Source organism: Paenibacillus hodogayensis, from assembly GCF_039536325.1.
Classification (GTDB): Bacteria; Bacillota; Bacilli; order Paenibacillales; family NBRC-103111; genus Paenibacillus_AB; species Paenibacillus_AB hodogayensis.
Window position 1 is genome coordinate 114433 of sequence record NZ_BAAAYO010000002.1, and the last position, 18342, is coordinate 132774.

Consider the following 18342-nt stretch of genomic DNA (forward strand, 5'->3'; position numbering starts at 1 on the left):
CTATGCATGAAACCCGCAAAGGAGCCCGGCTGCTTGTCGGCGGAGCCAGCAAATCGTTCGGCGAACAGCAGGTGCTCGACCGTATCGAGCTCGATATTCCAGCCGGCCAATTCGTCGCGGTCGTCGGCCGCAGCGGCTGCGGTAAAAGCACGCTGCTCCGGCTGATGGCCGGACTCGAGCAGCCGACGCACGGAGACGTCACGATCGACGGCACAGCCATTACAGGCATACGCGAAAGCACGAGAATGCTGTTTCAGGACGCGCGGCTGCTTCCCTGGAAAAGAGCGGCGGCCAACGTGCAGATCGGCGTCAGGAACGGCTCGCGCCAGCTTGCGCTGAACGCATTGCGGGACGTTGGCCTGGAGAACCGCGCAAACGACTGGCCCGGCGTCTTGTCCGGCGGGCAGCGTCAACGCGTCGCCCTCGCCCGGGCGCTCGTCGGGGAGCCTCGGCTGCTGCTGCTGGACGAACCGCTCGGCGCGCTGGACGCGTTGACGCGCATCGAAATGCAGCGGCTGATCGAGCGGCTGTGGGACGAGCAGAAGTTCACCGCCGTGCTGGTTACCCACGATGTAAGCGAAGCCGTCGCCCTCGCCGATCGGGTCGTGCTGATCGAGAACGGCCGGATTACGCTCGACATCGCCATTACGCTGGACCGTCCGCGCGAGAAGGATAGCGGCTTCGCCCACTTCGAGAAAATCATTCTCGACCGCATTCTCGGGCGCGAGGAACGCAGCGTCCCTGCAGCAAAACATCCTTCTTACTCGATTTAAAATACGCATGCCCAAAAAGCCCGGATGCTCGCGGAAGCCGTATGGCCGTCTCCGCTAGTTAATCCGGGCTTTATGGTTTTGCGCCTATGTCCTGCCGGAAGACAATAGTTGGAGCGTGTCGAACCGAACCTGTTTACCCGCGCTTCGTTCCGGCCGCATGCTCCCGAATGCAGTCGAGAAACGGCTGGCCGTATTTGAGAAACTTGTGCCGGCCGATGCCTTTGACCTCCAGCATCTCTTCCTCGCTTACCGGCATGACGATGCATAGCTCCCGCAGCGTAGCGTCGTGAAATATCGTGTAAGGGGGCAGCTTGTCCCGATCCGCGAACGTTTTGCGCAGCTGGCGCAGCTTCTCGAACAACGCTTCGTCCCCGGCCTCCGCTATGCGGGAATCGGCGCGCTTCACCGGCGTAACCCGCTGGAACACCTTCTCCTTGCCCTCCAGCACCGACTTGGCCTCCGCAGTCAGCGTCAGCACCGGATATTGGCTGTCGGTCAGCTTCATATAGCCGTCGGCGACCAGCACGTTGATCAGATTAACGATGTCTTTTTCCTTGAGGGCCCTCATCGCCCCGTAAGTCGGCAGCTGTTCGAAACCGAACTGCCGCACCTTAGCATCGTTCGCCCCTCGCAGCACCTTGGCTGTCATGGTGATGCCGAAGCGCTGCTTCATGCGGGCGACGCAGGAAAATATTTTTTGCGCCTCCAGCGTGACGTCGGCCACCTCGCGGTCGTCCGTGCAGCTGCTGCACCTTCCGCAAGACTCCCCTTCGGCATCCCCGAAGTAGCGCACGATATACTTTTGCAAGCATTCCGTCGTATGGGCATACTCGACCATTCCGTGCAAATTGCCGTAATCGATCGTCTTGCGGGATTCGTCGCTTTCTCCCTGCTCGATCAGAAACTTTTGCGTCATCACGTCCTGCGGAGCATACAGCAGGATGCATTCTCCCGGCTGGCCGTCCCGCCCGGCGCGCCCCGCCTCCTGGTAATACGACTCCACGTTTTTCGTAATGTTGTAATGGATGACGTAGCGCACGTTGGATTTGTCGATCCCCATGCCGAAGGCGTTCGTCGCCACCATCACCTTCAGCTCGTCGTACAGGAACAGTTCCTGATTGCGCGCCCGCTCCTCCTCGGTCAACCCGGCATGATAGCGGCCGGCGCGAACGCCGAGCTTGAGCAGATAGGCGCAGCACTCCTCCACCTCCCGGCGGGTCGACGCGTATATAATGCCGGAGTCGGCGGCGCGGTTGCGCACATAATCGGCCAGATACGTTTTTTTATCCACGCCCTTAAGCACGAAAAAGCTGAGGTTGTCCCGGGCGTAGCCGGTCGTGACCCGAAGCGGGCGGTCCAGCCGCAGATGGCGCACGATATCGTCCTTCACCTTGTCTGTAGCCGTGGCGGTGAAGGCGGCAATAATCGGTCTCGGGCGGATGACGTCCAGCAGCCGGCTGATCGACATGTAGCTCGGGCGGAAATCGTGGCCCCACTGCGAGACGCAGTGAGCCTCGTCGACGGCGACGAACGGGATTGTCAGCTGCTCCAGCAGGCGCACGAACCTTTCCGATTCCAGCCGCTCCGGGGCAACGTACACCAGCTTGTATTTGCCGGCGGCGATTTCCCGGAACCGTTCGTTCAGCTCTCGGACCGTCAAGGTACTGTTGATGAACGTAGTCGGAATCCCGGTCTGATTGAGCGCGTCGACCTGGTCCTTCATCAGGGAGATGAGCGGCGACACGACGAGCGTGACCCCGTCCATCGCCGCTGCCGGGACCTGGTAGCAGATCGACTTGCCCGCTCCGGTCGGCATGACGGCCAGCGAATCCCGGCCGTCCAGCACCCCGGCTATAATCTCCTCTTGACCTTTGCGGAACCGGTCGTAGCCGAACATCGTTTTTAAAATCGTTCTTGCTTTCTCCTGGGCTTGCGCAGGCACTATAGTCCCTCCCACTCCTGTTGAATCGTTACCTTCCACTATACCACAGCAGAGAGACGCCCAACACCATCCGACGGCAGGAACGGTTTATTCGGGTCAAGCGGGTTGCGCTGCCAAGCGCACAAAAGGCCGGGTCGGACGATATTCGCCCGACTCAGCCCCTCTACCGTTCCTGCCATTCAGCGCGCAGCATGTGCAAAGCGTCGAGCAGGACAAGACGCACTTCCTCCTCGGCGACCAGCTTTGTCCGCTGCGTGTACCCGATTAACCCATCCAGCTTTGACAAGACTTTATTTCGCTTCCGCCTGGTCCATTCGGACGCGGCCCGTGCGTCCGTACCGGCTTGTCCAAGTGCATGCAGCTTGCGGTCGTATTTGTCCGTCCAAAACGACGGCACCTTGTTCGTCAGGTGAATTTCCTCCAGCGCCCGATGCTTGCTCCCGATCGTCCTCCGGACCGTCGCGTGCGACAGCCACGAGAAGGCGAACATCAGGACGGCCATCGCCGGAACAAATACGGCGAATACGAGTCCCCATACGTTCACGTTATAACGCCCCCCGCAACTGAAGCTCGCCCGCAAAATGGCAGGCGACAACATGATCCTTCGCCACCTGCTTCATGGGCGGAGCCGCCGTCTTGCATACGTCCCGCGCGTACGGGCAGCGCGGATGAAAATAGCAGCCGGACGGAGGGTTCGCCGGATTGGCCACCTCGCCCGCAAGCACGATCCGTTCGGCCTTACGGCGCGGATCGGGTATAGGCTTCGCCGACAGCAGCGCCTCGGTGTACGGGTGGAACGGCCTTTCAAACAGCTCCCCGGTGCTTGCCGTTTCCACAAGCTTGCCCACATACATGACTCCTACCTTGTCGGAAATATGCCGGATCACGCCCAAATCGTGAGAGATGAACAGATAGCTCAACTCGAGCCGCTCCTGCAGCTCTCGCAGCAAATTCAAAATTTGCGCCTGCACGGATACGTCCAGCGCCGAGACCGCTTCATCGCACACCAGGAAGCGTGGGGAGGTAGCTAAAGCCCGGGCAATGCAGATTCGCTGGCGCTGCCCGCCGCTGAACGCATGGGGATAGCGATCCAGTTGCCGGGCGCTCAAGCCGACCATCTCGATCAGTTCGACTACCCGCCGCCTCAGTTCGCTGCCTTTGGCGATGCCGTGGCAGATGAGCGGCTCTCCAACGATTTCGGTTACGGTCATCCGCGGATTGAGCGATGAATACGGATCCTGAAATACGAGCTGCATATCGCGCCGTACGTTCCTCAAGCCCGGCTTGTCGAGCCTGCCTACGTCCAATTCTGCCCCGCTTCGGTCGCGGAACAGGATACTGCCGCCGGTCGGCTCGGTAGCACGCAGCAAGCATCGGCCGAGCGTCGATTTGCCGCAGCCGGATTCGCCGACGAGCCCGAACGTTTCGCCTTTGTTTACCGTGAGCCGCACGTCGTCCACCGCTTTGACGCTGCCGACCGTTCGGCCCAGAAATCCCTTGCGAATCGGAAAATATTTGGTCAAGCCCTCCACCCGCAAAATGGATTCCATCCGACCGGAACGATCTTCGAGCTCCTCATCCGCAGCAGCGACTTCGGTCTGTGCATAGAGTCCCATCGTCAGTTCGCCTCCCTTTGCGGCTCGACCAGCACGCACCGCACCTGATGACCGGGCTTCACTTCGTACAGCGGCACTTCGCCCCGGTTGCAGACGCCGGGCCTGGCCTTCGGGCAGCGGTTGTAAAATCCGCACCCTTCCGGCAAATCGATCGGAAACGGCACCGTACCCTCGATCGTCTCCAGCCGCTCCTGTCGGCCGGCAAGCGAAGGGATCGAGGCAAGAAGCGCCTGCGTATACGGATGAGCCGCTTCGTAGAACAGAGTGTCCACATCAGCGTATTCGACGACTTTGCCCAAATACATGACGGCCACCTCGTCGGACATTTCCGCGATGACGCCCAAATCGTGCGTAATGAATACGACGGACGTACCGCTGTCCTCCTTCAATTCGTTGATAAGCCGCAGCACCTGCGCCTGCACGGTTACGTCGAGCGCCGTTGTCGGCTCGTCGGCAATCAGCACTGCCGGATTGCCGGCTACGGCCATGGCGATCATCGCCCGCTGCCGCATGCCGCCGGACAGCTGGTGCGGATATTCGTTCAGCCTTTGCTCCGGATTCGACATGCCGACTTTGCGCAGCGTCTCCAGCGCGATTCGCTTCGCTTCCTTGCGGTCTTGCGTCTGGTGCAGCACAATCGCTTCGATAATCTGGTCCCCGATCGTATGAATCGGGGAGAACGCCTTCATCGGCTCTTGAAAGATGATCGCAATCTCCCCGCCGCGAATGCTGCGCATGTCTTCCCCGTTCGGATCGAGCTTGGCGATATCGACGATCTCGTCGCGACCGTTCCTCGTACGCCGCAGCAGCATTTCGCCGCTGACCGTGGCGAATGCGGGCAACAACCGCAATATCGCCTGCGACGTCACGCTCTTGCCGCAGCCGGATTCCCCGACGATTCCCAGCGTGCGGCGGCGCCGGATCGCAAGGCCGATGCCGTCGACCGCCTTCAGCAGGCCCTCTTTGACGCGAAAATGCGCCCGTACCTCGTTCAGCTGTAAAATGACTTCTTCGTTTTGCGCCACGCCAGCCCCTCCTTATTTGTACGGATCGGCCGCGTCGCGCAGCCCGTCGCCGAGAAAATTGAACATAAGCACGGTTGCGATGACGAAGGCGGCCGGCCAGAGCAGCCACGGCTGGTGGGCCAACGTCTGCAAATTTTGCGCATCCTGGAGCAGCACGCCCCAACTGACGACCGGCGGCTGCAAACCGATGCCGAGGAAGCTGAGCGCCGTCTCGCCGAGAATCGTCGACGGAATCGCCATCGTCGTGGCCACGATAATGTAACTAGAGAACGACGGCAGCAAATGCTTCACGATAATCCGCATATCGCTCGCTCCGGAAAGCCTTGCCGCCAGTGTGAAATCTTCCTCCCGCAGCGACAGCACCTTGCCCCGCACGACTCGCGCAAGCCCGGTCCAGTCGATGATGGAGAAGATCAAGATCATCCCGAAATACGTTTGCAGCGGCGTCCAGCTTCGCGGCAGCGCCGCCGCCAGCGCCATCCAGAGAGGGATCGTCGGAATGCAAACGAGCAGGTCGATGATGCGCTGAATGAGTGTGTCAACCGCCCCGCCCAAATAGCCGGATATGCCGCCCAGAATGAGCCCGAGTACGAGCGTAAGGGCGATCCCAACCAAGCCGAAAGAAAGCGAGATGCGCGCCCCGTACAAAATGCGGGTAAACAAATCGCGGCCGAGCGAGTCGCTTCCCAACAAAAGCAAAGGCGCCTCCGGGTCGTCTGTTCCAAAAAGATGCACCGACGTCGGGAACAGCCAGAGCAGCCGGTACGGCTCTCCCTGAACGAAGAAGCGAATCGGTATTTTCCGTGTCGTATCCTCCGTAAAGGTGCGGCGAAATGTCGTTTTGTCCATTTCCTGCTTCAGATCGTATACGAACGGGCGCAGGGAGAACCCGTTCTCGGGATCGACGAAGCGAATGTGTTGCGGCGGCGCATTTTTGTATTCGGTGAACCGGGCGGTTGGAATTGTCGGCGTCAAAAAATTGCAGAAGACCGCCGACAAATAAAGCAGCAGCAGCACTGGCACGGCGATCATCGCCAGCTTGTGCTTGCGGAACTTCCACCACATGAGCCGCCATTGGGAAGCTGCCTCATAAGCGTCGGCTGCCTGCGGCTTACCGTTGGCGCCGGGAAGCCCCGGACTACCGGAGGGTTCGGAGCCGTTGGTATGACCGCCCAAGCTGCCGCGTTTCCCGCCTTCCGCCTTCCTCCGAAGCCCTCTTCGTATCGCTGCGATCATGAGCCCGCACCTCCGAACCGGATGCGCGGATCGAGCACGGCGAGCAAAATGTCCGACAGCAGAGTGCCGATCACGGTCAGCACGCTCAGGATCAACAGGAAACTCCCGGCCAAATACATATCCTGTACCATCAATGCCTTGAGCAGCACCGGACCGGTGGTCGGCAAATTGAGCACGATTCCGACGATCGCTTCCCCGGAGATGAGCGCCGGCAGCGTCCAGCCGATCGTACTGATGAGCGGATTGATCGCCATACGCACCGGATATTTGAACAACAGCCTGCGCTCCCCCGCCCCTTTCGCCCTGGCGGTAATGACGTATTGCTTGGACAGCTCGTCGAGCAGCATTCCTCTCATGACGCGGATCAGGGATGCCGTACCGGACAAGCCGACCAGTACGACGGGAACCGCCAGCCGCGGCAGCATATCGAGAACCTTGGCCAGACTCCAGGGCGCATCCTGATACTCGGGGGAAAACAGTCCGGTGATCGACACCCCCGTCTTGTCGAATACGAAGTAAACGAGAATAAGCGCGATCAGAAAGCCCGGAACGGCCATCCCGATAAAGCCGAGAAACGAGAGCGCATAATCTCCGACGGAATATTGGTGCGTCGCCGAATAGATGCCTGCCGGAATGGCGATGGCCCAGACGATGACAAGCGAGAGGATCGATATGACCATCGTCAGCGCAAGACGGTCCCCGATCACCTGGGACACCGGCAAATTCCATTGAAACGATGTACCCAGGTCGCCATGCAGCACGATATTTTTTATCCATAGCCAATATTGAACATACAGCGGCTCGTTCAAGCCGTATTGGGCCGTTAAATTCATGATCGTGCTTTCCGCCACATCGGTTCCCGACAGCTTAAGCTGCTCTACATAAGTCGTCAGAAAGTCGCCCGGAGGCAATTGAATAATTATGAACACGATCATGCTGATCGCGATCAGCAGCGGTATCAGCTGCAGCAGCCGTCGGCCGATATAAATCGCCATGCCAGCAACTCCCTTCCATTCGATGAATCGGGAGAGGCCCCCCTGTTATTTACGGAAAAACCATTGCTCGCCGGCAAAGTTTTGCCCGATGCCCCAGCCCTTGTCGGTAATATTGCCAAGCTTGGCGTTGACCGCAACCGGAGCGGCTATTTGCTCGCTGTGAATGAAATACCAGTAATTGGAGCCGATGTTTTTGCGAATGTCCTCGCGCTTGACGAGCGCTTCCTTCAGCGACAGCTCGCGCAATTTGAAGATCGTCTGGAACAACGCCTTCGCTTCCTCCGGCGGCTCCTCGCCTTGCTTGCCCCCGGAATTCCACCATTGGTCCCACAACGGCGCCCAAATATTTTGTCCCCATTCCTGCCTGGACCACTGCACCGGACCGGGCGTGAACATGATGGTCGCCTTCAACTCATTCGCCTTGTTGCGGTTCGTCCACAGGGTATTGTCGATTTGCTTCAACGTCACGTCCAGCCCGATCTGCTTCCACTGCTCCACGACGAGCTGGCCGAGCGTACCGAAATCGGCGAAGGCGGAAGAAACCTCGAACGGAATCGTAAACCGTTTGCCGTCCGGGCCTGTCCTAAACCCGTCGGCTCCTTTCTTCAACCCGATCTCGTCCAGCAGCTTGTTCGCTTCCTCGACGTTTCTTTTCGTCTCTTGGATCGTCGAGGGCTTGGCGAAGCCGTAAAAGACGGTATCGGCAATTTCCTTTTTGTCGAGCGCCAAATTCAGCGCCTTGCGGAACTTGACGTCGCGTACGACCTGCCGCCATACCGGATCGTTGTAGGTCAGGTTCAGATGGATGTCGTTGGCCGTGCGGTGCAAATTGTTGATGTACACCTTGTAGCCGCCCTTCGCCTCGTTCTCCTTAAGCAGCGGCACTTTTGGAATGGAGACGTACTCGTAAGAATGGTCAACCTCCCCGGCCAATATTTTCAGATTGACCATCTCTGCGTTTTGAACGAGCGTGCTCTGCAGCTTGTCGATATACGGCAGTTGGTTGCCAGCCTCATCGATCTTGAAGTAATACGGGTTGCGTTCGAACTCGATTTTCTCTCCCGATTTCACTTGAATGTACGGTGTAAGCACCGGGAAGCCGATTGCCTTCGGATACGTGAATTCGATGTTCAGCACGTCCTTCGCCGTGAACAGCTTCACCCATTCGCCGGGGGCGAAGCCCGCCTCCTTGATAAGCTGCTCCAGCTTGTCGGGGGAGGCATATTTACTATGAAATTGCTGAAGGAAATGCTTTGGCTTCAGCAGGTCGTTATAGCCTCTCCAGCCCTGTACCGCCAGTTGAATCAGAAAGCCGCCGTACGGCTGGTCGAATCCGATTTTGAACGTATAATCGTCAATGACCTGAAAGACGAGCGGCTTGCCGTTTGCATCCGACGCCGATTTCAGCCACAGCGGGAGCGACGGAGTAAGATCCTTGTTCAGCAGCACGTCGTCGACGGCAAACTGCACGTCCTTGGTCGTAACAGGCTGACCGTCCGACCATTTCAGCCCCTCGCGCAGCGTAAATGTAAATTCCTTCTGGTCATCGCTGACGATGTAGCTTTTTACAAGGTTGGGCGTCACTTCTTCTCCGAGCACGCCGGGACTGTTGACGAGAGGCTCGTTGTTGATGATGAACAAGTCGGAATCGTTGATCGGGTCCTGGCGAACAGTCCGCAGTGTTCCTCCGTATGTGCCGATTTCGTAAGTCAAATACTCCTTCGGCAGCTCGTTCGTCAGCTTCGGCTCCTTCGGCAGCCGATCCTTCACCGGAGGCAGCTTTTTGTCCTCGAAGTAAGGGGATTGCTTGAATGTCGTCGGCAACGCATTCGTTGAAGCGGCGGTTTGTGCGGGCTTCGCAGCATTGTTCTGCGACTGGCCCGTTGCGGACGGTGCCGGCGCTTGCGCCTTTTCTCCGGCTTTGTCCGACTCGCAGCCGGTTAGTGCCGCTGCCGAGATAAGCGTCGCGAGCATGATGACCGATACTATTTTTTTCATTGTGCGATTCCCTCCTATAATGAGGCCCGAGCCGTTAAGCGCCCCGGCGGCTCTTCTTCGTTGCCTTTATGGCCGGCTAACGGACGTTTATTTTTCGGCCTTCGGTCAATTGACGCTTCATCCAATCGAATTTCAGAAAAGGGTCCTGATGGCCCTTCAGCTCCTTGTACAGCTTGCCCCTGAGCTCGGCCAGCACCGGCCCGTGCCGCTCGTCGCCGATAACGTTGCGCAGTTCGTCCGGATCTTCCCGCAAATCGTACAGCTCGTCGATGTCGGTCATATTCCATACGTATTTCCAGCTTCGGTTGCGGATCATCCGTTGGTTGTACAAGCCGAACTGCTGACCGTTGTAGGTGGACACCACCTCCGAGCGCCAATCGTCCGGGCGGTTTCCCGTGAGCAGAGGCAGCAGCGACCGTCCGTGAAAAAACGACTGCGGCGCAAGCCCGGCAAACTCCAGCAAGGTCGGAGGCAGATCCAGCAGGTTATACGCGAAATCGGCGCTACGCGTACCGGCCGGAACGATCTGCGGATACTTGACGATCAACGGCACCTTGACCACTTCGTCGTACAAGATGTAATGCTTGTCCATCATCCGGTGCCCGCCGCACATGTCGCCGTGATCGGCGGAATAAACGACAATCGTATTTCGGTCCAGTCCGAGCTGCTTCAATCGTTCCAGTACGAGGCCGATCGCCGCATCCACTTGGGATATGATCGCATAATATCTCCGCACGATCGGTTCCCAGTCGGACCAAGCGTATTGCTCCAGCCCCCAATTCAGCAGCTGCTGCTTCTGAATATAAGGTTTATTATCGAAGCTCTCTGCGAAACTGCGCCATTCGGGAATCTCCTCGTTTGCGTACAGGTCGAGGAAGGAGGCATGCGGCTGGCACGGCAGATGCGGCTCGGGAAAGTCCAGTCTGAGGTGCCATGGCTGCTCCGAAGCAGCGTACGACTCGATCAGCCGGATAGCATGGTCGGCCAGCCAATGCGTGCGTGTGTCGCCCAGCTCCACCGGATCGATCTCGCCGAAAAACCCATTCGTAAATTGCACCTCCGGATAACGTGCCGACCGGTAGGCTCGATAGTCGTGCTCCCCGACGTAATCGTTAAATCCATAAGCGGCCGGTCCGTATTCCCGGTTCACATGCCACTTGCCGACATAGCCGGTCGAATAACCGTCCTCCTTCAGCTGTCTTGGCCATGTGTAAGCGGTCGGCGCAAGCTCGCCGTTCGGTACAAGATCGGCATTCCAGAACGAATCGAAGCTTTCCGGCCGCGTGCCGTGAAGGAGGCTTTGTCTAGCCGGGCAGCAAAGCGGAATCGGCGTATAGGCATTCGTAAACGCGGCTCCCTCTTCGGCTAGCCGGTCCAAATTCGGCGTCTTGACCGGGTAATCCCGGCTGTAGCCGATGCAGTCGTAACGGTGCTGATCGGCTAAAATAAACAGCACATTCGGCTTCCTTCCCATTTCTATCTCCCCCTGGTAAGTAAAAACATGCTGCCCGTATGGCAAACAGGAGCCAGCCGATTCGTGCGGTGTGGCCCGTCTTACGGCAATCGCTTAAATTGCAAAAAGAGACACCGCTAATCCCGCCTTAATGGCGAAATAATCGGTGTCTCCGGTCTGTTCGGTCGACATTTACTATATTTCCTATAGGAATTATATGAATTCTGCTTTATAGTAGCATTGGAACAAAATGGCGTCAACTACTTTTTTCCAAATCATAGGGCTGACGCCGTAAATGGCCTTGACAGCTGACGTCCGTGTGATTTATATTCTTAACAAGAATATATGTTCGCGTTACGACGTATGCGACGGAAGCACCGTGCAGACTAGGCTCTTCAAGCCTCTTCTTGCCGGTGCTTTTTTTCGTTGCCGTGCCCGTAACCGCACAAGGAGGAGACTACATGAACTGGAAAAACCATGCGACGGCCGTCGTCGTCGCGCTTCTGCTGTTCGCGCTGGCGGCGCTGCCTGCCGAAGCCGCATCGTACGAGCTGCCGGTCACTCACAAAACCGCGTTCGACAAAATGACCGAAGCCGCCGGGAGTGCGCTCAAGGCCAAGCTGAGCAAGCAATATGCGGACTTCCTCGCTCTGCAGCAGCAGGACCAGAATCGCGATCAGGAAATGAAAACGCTTCAGCAGGCCAACAACGACGCACTGGACGATGTGCGCCGGCAGATCAAGCTAATCGACGCCGAGCCGATCGAGCGTCTGCGCAAGCAGGCGGAGAGCACCAAAGAACGGTACAAGCCGCTGCTGGAAATGTACACGGCGGTCAATCAGCAGATTGCCGCCTTCAAGCCGCTTAAAAACAAAGAGCTGAACACGATGCTGAGCCTTCAGGCTGCCAGCATGAAGGTGCCCGTGCAGCTGGCCAAGCAGGATATCAAGGCGAAGGAGTCCGCCCTCCAGACCGCCAAGGCGAGCGCTACCGCCAAGCAAAAAAAGGTGCGCGACGCGCTGGAGGCGATCGAGCCGTTAAAGGACAAGATCAAGACCGAAAAAGCATCGGCAAGCAGAGTCAAAAAATGGCTCGACGAAGACTGGAAAACGTTCAAGCCGATCGTCAAGCAGGGCGATGCCGCAGGCTCCGCCCAATCGCTGACCACTCTGCTGTCCCGGCTCGGTCAGATCGTAAGCCACAAACAAGCCGTATGCGAGCTGGAGAAGAAGATCGGAACCGTTATCGCCAAAGCGAAAACCCAAATCCCTTAAGCGGCCGACAAATCCAAAGCCTCTCACGGATGGGCGGTTCCCTGAACAAAACGAGCTTTATCCGGCCTAACGGTTTGTGCAACCGAGCCTACCCATGCTGCCGCTTGCTTCCGGCCTGCCGCGCGGCTAGACTGGAAGAAAACGCACACGCTTAGGAGGAAATATATTCATGCCATCGGCCGGTCTTTGGAACGAATCCGATCCTATGCTATGGGCCCGGGATATTTATTTAGGCAGCCTGCATCCGTTCCCCGATTCCGTCCGGCTTATCAGCCTGGACGTGTTCGATACGCTGCTGCTGCGCAGCTGCGCGCAGCCGGGCGACGTATTCGAGCTCACCGCGCATAAGGCGCTGCAAGCCGGAGCGTTCGCTCGTCCGGTCACGCCCGCCGGTTTTCGCGCCATGCGGCATGCCGCCGAGCAACGTGCGCGGGAATTGGACCGTACCGGCGCCGCGGAAACGCCGTTGGAGCTTATCTACGAGCAGCTGCCTTCCCGGCTCGGCGACCGGCAGCTTCTGCTGGAGCTGGAGCTGGAGGCTGAACGCGAAGTGTGCTGGGTAAATCCGAACGTCCTTTCGCTGATCCGCTACTGCCACAGCCGGGGCGTGCGCATAGCTCTCTTGAGCGACATGTATTTGTCGTCCGGACAAATGTTGTCGCTGCTCGCCCCCGGGGGGCTTGACGGCGGGATGCTCGACGCGGTGCTCGTCTCGGCGGAGCAAGGGTGCGGGAAGCGGTCGGGCGGTCTGTTCGACGTATTGCTCCGCCAGTTTCCCGATATACGCCCGGAGCATATCGTCCATATCGGCGACAACGAAGCGGCCGATGTGCTGGGCGCAGCCAGTCGGAGCATCCGGTCGATCCATTACGCGGTCGTTCCCGAGCATATCGGCAGCCCGTACCATTGGGAGACGGTTCGGCACGGCTATCTGCTGCCGGAGCTTGGTTCCGTCCGCAAACTGGCCGGGGCTACGCGGTTTCCTCCGACGGCGGAGGAGGTCGGGGCGAGTACCGCTGAGAAACGGGACGCCCTCGGCACCCCGGACGCCGCTTGTGCAGGTACGACTAAGCTACAGGACGACCTCGCTCCGGCGGCGGATGGCAACGAGGCTTTCTTTTACCGGTTCGGCGCAGGCGTACTCGGTCCCTTCGTGCAAGGCTTGTGCGACTGGGCGCTCGACGTCTGCGTCGCCGAGGGCCGGACCGAAGTGCATCCGCTCATGCGCGAAGCCCATCTGCTCGGACCGGCTCTGGAAAACGCCGCTCGCGCTCGCGGCTTGGCTATAGCGGTCAAGCCGCTGTACGTATCGAGACAGGCGACGCTGCTCGCCTCCATGACGGACTACACGGAGCGCGAGCTGGAGCGGGTCATGTCGCTCAGTCCGATCACCTTCAGGGAAGCGCTGGACATGCTCGGCGGCGGAACAACGGATACGGCACTGCCGGAAGAGCTGGGGCGCTACGCCGATATGCCGGCGGCCGAGCTTCGGGACCTCGCCGTCTCACCGCCCGATGCGGAACAAGCGGGACCGCCCGCCGCGGCGCCTTACGAGGCGGTGAAACGGTATATGCTGAGCGAACCGGTCCGGAAGCGGGCGCTACGGACAATGGACCGCCAGCGCAAGCTGCTGCTCGACTATATCCGGCAAACATGCCGGTTTCCGGACAAGCTGGTAACCGTCGACCTCGGCTTCAACGGGACGATTCAGGCGGCGCTCGATGCGGCTTATGCCGGGGAGCGGAACGATCACCAGGCGCTTCATCTGCTCGCGGTCGGTTCGAAGCAGGCGGCGCAGCGGCTGCTGCAAGGCATCGACCTGCGCTGCTGGATCGAGGCCGACGGGGATAACAACGATATGGCCCGCAGGTTCTCGCGAAGTCCGGGGCTGATCGAGGAGCTGTCGATGGGTCGCTTCGGATCGACGGTGCGTTACGAGCGGGCCGACGGAGACGAGGGCGCGGAGGAAGACAGTGGGCACCATAGACCGGTGCGGCCGGTGCTGGCCAAGCTTGCCATTCCGGAGGAGCAATTCCGCTTCAAGGAAGCTTGTCAGCGGGGAGTGTTTGCCTTTCAAAGCGGCTACGAGCAGTGGCGCTCGTGGAAGCCGGAGCTTGTCCGCAGCATCGGCGCCCGCGAATGGGCCGGCCCTCTGCACCGGACGCTCGATATGCCGACGCCGGCCGAGGCGGCCTCGCTGGGCGACCTCGTTCATCAGGACAATTTCGGAGGCGTGCAGATCGTCCGGCTGTGCGAGCCGCTGCCGCTCGACTGGCAGTCCCGCGGGGGCGACTACCTGATCGATCTGGCCGCATTCGGACCGAAGACGGCCAACGTTTTTTGGCCGCAGGGCACGGTGACGAGACACGAGCCTTACCGGCTGTACCGATCGTTTTTGCGGCTGAACGATTCGTTCGGCAGTGCCGTCATTGCCTTCAACATGATGGAAAAGCTGACCCGCCAAGGCTATGCCGCACCGATCCTTTACGGAAAAGGCGACTTTGCCCGCCAGCTAGCCCGCGAGGCGCTGCTGCACGGCGTTCACATTGCGGAGCTGGTGGAGCCCTCGGCGAATTCGTCTCCGTTCGAGGCGGACGCGGTGGAGCCCGCTCTGCGGAAAGCCATCCTGAACGGGGGCACGCACCCTGTCTATGTGCTCGGCACCTTGACGGACATAGCCGAATACAGGCAATCGATTTCGGAGGGCTACAAGCGGCTGCGCCCGGATGTCGTCCCGATCGTGCTGGAGCCGCTTGCCTGGCCGGAATAGGGGCCGTTTATCTCGCGCCCTGGGCGGCAGTCCAATCGCGGATTTCGGCCAGCAGACGATCGCCCAGCCGTTCTACTTCGCCGGTGTCGACAGCTGCGGCATGAATGCCCTGAAGCTCGTCGTTCAACGCCTTAGCTTCGGCCAAATACGCGGTTGCCTGACTCATCGTGTCCTTGTAGCGCGTTCGGATTCCACTCACCTGCCCGGCATATTTCTCGTCGGTACCCGGCAGCATGGCGCGCTCGTACATATCGAGAATTTCGTCGCCCTCCCGGCTAGGGTCGTGCTCGTGCGGAGCGGTGCTGTCGAAGATCGCTACCCCGATCTCCGGGAATACGACCATATCCAGGCTGTTCGGGTCGAAACCGCAATGGAATATTTCGGCATCGAAGCCGCGCTCGGCTGCGGCGGCAGCCAGTTTTTTGAGCATCGTGGACTTACCGGAGCCGGGGCGGCCTTTGACGAAAATCCGCCGCTTCGCGCCTTCCGTTATGCCTGGCACAAAATCGACGGCTCCTGCAGGAGTGGCCGCTCCCAGAAACAGATGACGCGCGGACCCCGTTTTGTCCAGCACTCGTTCGCCAAAAAACGACTCGATCAATTCCTCCGTGACCTTGTTCGCTTCGTCGAACAGCATGCTTTCGATATAGAATCGCTCCCACTCGTCATGTACGCGCAGCGCTTGAGAGAACGTGTAATATGCTTTTCCGTAAGCCGCTTGAATTTGCACCCGGAGAATGTCAAGGCGGTCCCGGCTTGCGGTCAGCTCGTCGGTGCGGACGGCGCCGTTCAGGTCGACCGTTCTCACTTCCGTGTCCGGCCTTCCGCTCAACGCCAGCCGGCCGGCCGAGCTTCCGACTACGCCCAGTTTCAATGCATCGATGTTCAAAGCGTCCAGCGAGGAGCTGTCCGACGGACTGTGAAACAGCTCCACCTCGTAGCCGTCGGCCAGCAGCGCATCGGCAATCCGACGCAAAATGACGGATTTGCCTGTCCCTGGCATGCCCGTCAAGGTGACGAGTCGCTCCGTCTTTTGAAATGCCGATTCATACAGATGATAAGGGCCTAAAGCCGTATTGCCCTCCGCAAAATAATGTTTTTCCGTACCTGCCATCTGCCATGCACTCCTTCCGGTTGTTTCGAGAAATCGTTCCTTTTCCAGCGTATGCGCTCCTTTTCAACGTATGCCGAAAGCCGAACGGGTGTGTTTGCCCACCTTTTGGGCGTTTCCCGCGCAAAAAAACGCACTTTGTCAAGTGCGTTTCAGCGTGATTCCTTCCGCCGTCTGTTGGCGAGCGGAGCCGGTCGGGAGGTCCTTCTAGCCGTTCGCTTGTACGGGCAGTCTATGCCGTTCTTTCAGCCTTGTACGAGGCGGGGCGAATATCTGGAGCGGAACGGGCTTCCGTCCCATAGCACGGCCGTATCGGCCTTCCGGCTAACAATGTCCGGTTCCTCCAGCAGCAGAAAAAAGTTTTTGGTCGGCAGTTCGCCGAGCCCGTGCTTGGCCGACAGCTTGTTCAAATACGGGTGCATCTCTTCAAGCTGCCCGGACAAATTGGTGCCTCCGCTCTGCGAGAAGGCGTACAGCACCCCTGCCGAGACAACTCGCTTCACTTGATGGCCGGCGGATACGCGCAGGAAAAAATCCCAGTCCCAGTAATGGTACACATCCTCGTCGAACGGTCCAATCGCTTCGTGCACGCTGCGGCGGTATAAGCTTCCGGACGGAACGAACGTGGAAAACTTACGCATCGCCGCCAGATCGTGATCGTAGGCGAAGAGCAAGCGGCTTTCCGGGACGCGGACCCCGTCCTTCCAGCGGAAGTCGACGATCTCCGCATCGGAGTAGGCCAGATCGCAGCCGTCCGCCTCCAGCTCGCGCACCATCGTCTCGATATGCGTGGGCACGAGCAGATCGTCGTCGTCGCAAGGCATGATGTACCGCCCGGTCGCATGCTCCAGAGCGCGATTCCGCGCCTTGACGTGCTTGCCGTTGCTCTCCAGGCCGACGACGCGGATGTCCAGCTCCGGGTATAGCCCGCATACCGGCTCTACCGGGTTGCCGTTATCGTTGACGATAATGATCTGCAGCTGCTTGTATGTTTGCCGGCTCAGCGATTCGAGCAGCTCGCCTAGCTCGCCCGGCCGGTTGTAGGTCGGGGTAATGACGGATACGAGAGAAGACATCGGTACAGGTTCCTTTCCGGTCCGAACGGATTTTGAATGCTTGATCGTAGTATACCATATGAGGGACAAAACGCCCTTCCACGCAACGCGGAATCGACTGTGACAGAACGATGGCAAATGCATCATTTTTAATCGATGTTAACAAGTTTGTGATTTTTATCACATGCAAAATGGTTTTTTCGTGCTATAGTAAAAGTGTGGAAGAGAAAAGAAACAACTACAGCAAGCCAGCATACGCTGCACACTGGAAAGGAGGGCATGTCGATGCATCCGACACCGCTCAAGCTTTGGAACTTCCGGTCCTTTCCGGAAGCGGAAATGAGCGCGCCTAAGTACGTGAAATATTGCACAAGCTCATTGTCCGGAAAAACAGGCAAACCTTACAGCCAGTTATGAAAATGAAAGCAGCTTACGTTTACAACCCATTCTAAACATGCCTTTACGATTGTTTGTGAAAAAAATAACTTAACAATTAAGGAGTTGTTTTCCATGTTTAAATTATGGAGAGAACACAATGTTGCCGCGATCGCCCTGCTATTCATTCGCCTCTACCTCGGCTGGCAATGGCTGACCGCAGGCTGGCACAAGCTGACGGGCGGCTTCGACGCCGGAGGCTTCCTCAAGAACGCGATCGCCAAGCCGGTTGCCGACAAGGCGACCGGAGTGCTGACCTACCCGACGTTCACGGCGTTCCTTGACAACTTCGCCATGCCGAACGTCAAATTGATCAACATCATGATCCCGCTAGGCGAGTTTCTGATCGGCCTCGGACTGATCCTGGGGGCGCTTACGACCGCAGCCGCGTTCTTCGGCCTGATGATGAACTTCATGTTCCTGTTCGCCGGCACCGTAAGCACCAACCCGTGGCTTGTGCTGATCGGCACGCTCGTCCTGGTCGCCGGGACCAACGCCGGCAAGCTCGGAGTCGATTACTACTTGCTGCCGCTGCTGCGCAAGACGGCGGGCCGCATAAAAAAACACAAACCGACCGGCACCGGTAAGGGTGCGGGAACGGTGGGCGGAACGCATACCCCGGTCAATGTGTAAATGTAAAGATGCGAACGCGAACAACC

The 18342-nt window shown here is 58.8% G+C and carries 14 protein-coding genes; 4 read left to right on the forward strand and 10 right to left on the reverse strand.

The window, feature by feature from the left end; genetic code table 11:
- Positions 1 to 2: 2 nt before the first annotated feature.
- On the forward strand, positions 3 to 773 hold the full coding sequence (locus ABD796_RS06180; protein ID WP_344904565.1) for an ATP-binding cassette domain-containing protein: 771 nt from the start codon (positions 3 to 5) through the stop codon (positions 771 to 773).
- Positions 774 to 906: 133 nt separating this feature from the next.
- On the opposite strand, the gene recQ is transcribed toward ABD796_RS06180, so the two are convergent.
- The 8 genes from recQ to ABD796_RS06220 form a co-directional block, all read right to left on the reverse strand.
- Positions 907 to 2715, reverse strand: a complete 1809-nt coding sequence (recQ, locus tag ABD796_RS06185; protein WP_344904567.1) for a DNA helicase RecQ — start codon at positions 2713 to 2715, stop codon at positions 907 to 909.
- 163 nt (positions 2716 to 2878) lie between these two features.
- Entirely contained in the window at positions 2879 to 3259 is a 381-nt protein-coding gene (locus ABD796_RS06190) for a hypothetical protein (RefSeq protein WP_344904570.1), read from the reverse strand.
- A gap of 1 nt (position 3260) precedes the next feature.
- Positions 3261 to 4265: an ABC transporter ATP-binding protein gene (locus ABD796_RS06195; RefSeq protein ID WP_344906266.1), complete on the reverse strand. Its 1005-nt coding sequence runs from the start codon at positions 4263 to 4265 to the stop codon at positions 3261 to 3263.
- A 68-nt stretch (positions 4266 to 4333) separates the two neighbouring features.
- Positions 4334 to 5356, reverse strand: a complete 1023-nt coding sequence (locus tag ABD796_RS06200; protein ID WP_344904573.1) for an ABC transporter ATP-binding protein — start codon at positions 5354 to 5356, stop codon at positions 4334 to 4336.
- 12 nt (positions 5357 to 5368) lie between these two features.
- On the reverse strand, positions 5369 to 6592 hold the full coding sequence (locus ABD796_RS06205; protein WP_344904576.1) for an ABC transporter permease: 1224 nt from the start codon (positions 6590 to 6592) through the stop codon (positions 5369 to 5371).
- On the reverse strand, positions 6589 to 7587 hold the full coding sequence (locus tag ABD796_RS06210) for an ABC transporter permease (protein WP_344904578.1): 999 nt from the start codon (positions 7585 to 7587) through the stop codon (positions 6589 to 6591). Before ABD796_RS06210 ends, ABD796_RS06205 begins: the two co-directional genes overlap by 4 nt.
- Before the next feature lie 45 nt (positions 7588 to 7632).
- The gene (locus tag ABD796_RS06215; RefSeq protein WP_344904581.1) at positions 7633 to 9585 is read right to left on the reverse strand and encodes an ABC transporter substrate-binding protein; all 1953 of its coding nucleotides are present in this window, start codon (positions 9583 to 9585) and stop codon (positions 7633 to 7635) included.
- Between the two features lie 76 nt (positions 9586 to 9661).
- The gene (locus ABD796_RS06220; RefSeq protein ID WP_344904583.1) at positions 9662 to 11059 is read right to left on the reverse strand and encodes a sulfatase family protein; all 1398 of its coding nucleotides are present in this window, start codon (positions 11057 to 11059) and stop codon (positions 9662 to 9664) included.
- A 440-nt stretch (positions 11060 to 11499) separates the two neighbouring features.
- On the opposite strand from ABD796_RS06220, the gene ABD796_RS06225 reads away from it, so the two are divergent.
- The gene (locus ABD796_RS06225) at positions 11500 to 12312 is read left to right on the forward strand and encodes a hypothetical protein (protein ID WP_344904585.1); all 813 of its coding nucleotides are present in this window, start codon (positions 11500 to 11502) and stop codon (positions 12310 to 12312) included.
- Between the two features lie 169 nt (positions 12313 to 12481).
- Positions 12482 to 15082 carry an HAD family hydrolase gene (locus tag ABD796_RS06230; RefSeq protein ID WP_344904588.1) on the forward strand — a complete coding sequence of 867 codons (2601 nt, stop codon included), beginning with the start codon at positions 12482 to 12484 and terminating at the stop codon, positions 15080 to 15082.
- A gap of 7 nt (positions 15083 to 15089) precedes the next feature.
- Here ABD796_RS06230 and ABD796_RS06235 read toward each other — a convergent pair whose 3' ends face one another.
- Positions 15090 to 16196: a hypothetical protein gene (locus ABD796_RS06235; RefSeq protein ID WP_344904591.1), complete on the reverse strand. Its 1107-nt coding sequence runs from the start codon at positions 16194 to 16196 to the stop codon at positions 15090 to 15092.
- A gap of 242 nt (positions 16197 to 16438) precedes the next feature.
- Positions 16439 to 17269: a glycosyltransferase family 2 protein gene (locus tag ABD796_RS06240; RefSeq protein ID WP_344904594.1), complete on the reverse strand. Its 831-nt coding sequence runs from the start codon at positions 17267 to 17269 to the stop codon at positions 16439 to 16441.
- Positions 17270 to 17758: 489 nt separating this feature from the next.
- Between ABD796_RS06240 and ABD796_RS06245 the strand changes: the two genes are divergently transcribed.
- Positions 17759 to 18316, forward strand: coding sequence for a DoxX family protein (locus tag ABD796_RS06245; protein ID WP_344904597.1), 558 nt, complete (start codon positions 17759 to 17761; stop codon positions 18314 to 18316).
- Positions 18317 to 18342: the final 26 nt, after the last annotated feature.